The 1,605-nt window shown below is 52.1% G+C and carries 2 rRNA genes; both read left to right on the top strand.

Annotated elements, in window-relative coordinates:
• A 23S ribosomal RNA gene (locus FC43_RS06640) occupies window positions 1-1,406 on the top strand; the annotation flags it as partial.
• 82 nt (window positions 1,407-1,488) lie between these two features.
• Window positions 1,489-1,605 (top strand): 5S ribosomal RNA (gene rrf / locus FC43_RS06645).

Consider the following 1,605-nt stretch of genomic DNA (forward strand, 5'->3'; position numbering starts at 1 on the left):
CAAGCAGCAAGTCAGGATTGGAGTTAAATGTTTCAATCCGGGTTGACAAGCTGTGATGGGGAGTGAAATTACAGTAGCGAAGTCGTTGATGTCACGCTGCCGAGAAAAGCTTCTAGTGAGTAACTAACTACCCGTACCGCAAACCGACACAGGTAGTCGAGGAGAGAATCCTAAGGTGAGCGAGTGAACTCTCGTTAAGGAACTCGGCAAAATGACCCCGTAACTTCGGGAGAAGGGGTGCTGGTCTAACGACCAGCCGCAGTGAAAAGGCCCAGGCGACTGTTTATCAAAAACACAGGTTTCTGCAAAATCGTAAGATGAAGTATAGGGGCTGACGCCTGCCCGGTGCTGGAAGGTTAAAAGGAAGGGTTAGCTTCGGCGAAGCTCTGAATTGAAGCCCCAGTAAACGGCGGCCGTAACTATAACGGTCCTAAGGTAGCGAAATTCCTTGTCGGGTAAGTTCCGACCCGCACGAAAGGCGTAACGATCTGGGCACTGTCTCAACGAGAGACTCGGTGAAATTGAATTGCCTGTGAAGATGCAGGCTACCCGCGACAGGACGGAAAGACCCCATGGAGCTTTACTGTAGCTTGATATTGAGTGTTTGTATTGCTTGTACAGGATAGGTAGGAGCCGTAGAAACCGGAACGCTAGTTTCGGTGGAGGCGCTGGTGGGATACTACCCTTGCACTATGACCACTCTAACCCGCATCACTAATCGTGATGGGAGACAGTGTCAGGTGGGCAGTTTGACTGGGGCGGTCGCCTCCCAAAAGGTAACGGAGGCGCCCAAAGGTTCGCTCAGAATGGTTGGAAATCATTCGCAGAGTGTAAAGGCACAAGCGAGCTTGACTGCGAGACAGACAGGTCGAGCAGGGACGAAAGTCGGGCTTAGTGATCCGGTGGTTCCGCATGGAAGGGCCATCGCTCAACGGATAAAAGCTACCCTGGGGATAACAGGCTTATCTCCCCCAAGAGTCCACATCGACGGGGAGGTTTGGCACCTCGATGTCGGCTCATCGCATCCTGGGGCTGTAGTCGGTCCCAAGGGTTGGGCTGTTCGCCCATTAAAGCGGTACGCGAGCTGGGTTCAGAACGTCGTGAGACAGTTCGGTCCCTATCCGTCGCGGGCGTAGGAAATTTGAGAGGACCTGTCCTTAGTACGAGAGGACCGGGATGGACATACCGCTGGTGTACCAGTTGTTCCGCCAGGAGCATCGCTGGGTAGCTATGTATGGATGAGATAAACGCTGAAAGCATCTAAGTGTGAAACTCGCCTCAAGATGAGATTTCCCATTCCGTTAAGGAAGTAAGACCCCTCAGAGATGATGAGGTAGATAGGATGGAAGTGGAAGTGCGGTGACGCATGGAGCGGACCATTACTAATCGGTCGAGGACTTAACCAAGTTAAAAGGTGGAAGGTTTGCGATTAAGAGAAGATATTGTTTAGTTTTGAAAGCACAAGCTTTCAATCCGGAAACGGATCAGTGTGGTGATGATGGCTTGAAGGATACACCTGTTCCCATGCCGAACACAGAAGTTAAGCTTCAACGCGCCGAAAGTAGTTGGGGGATCGCTCCCTGCGAGGATAGGGCGTCGCCACGC

Source organism: Limosilactobacillus ingluviei DSM 15946, assembly GCF_001435775.1.
In the GTDB taxonomy this organism is placed as follows: Bacteria; Bacillota; Bacilli; order Lactobacillales; family Lactobacillaceae; genus Limosilactobacillus; species Limosilactobacillus ingluviei.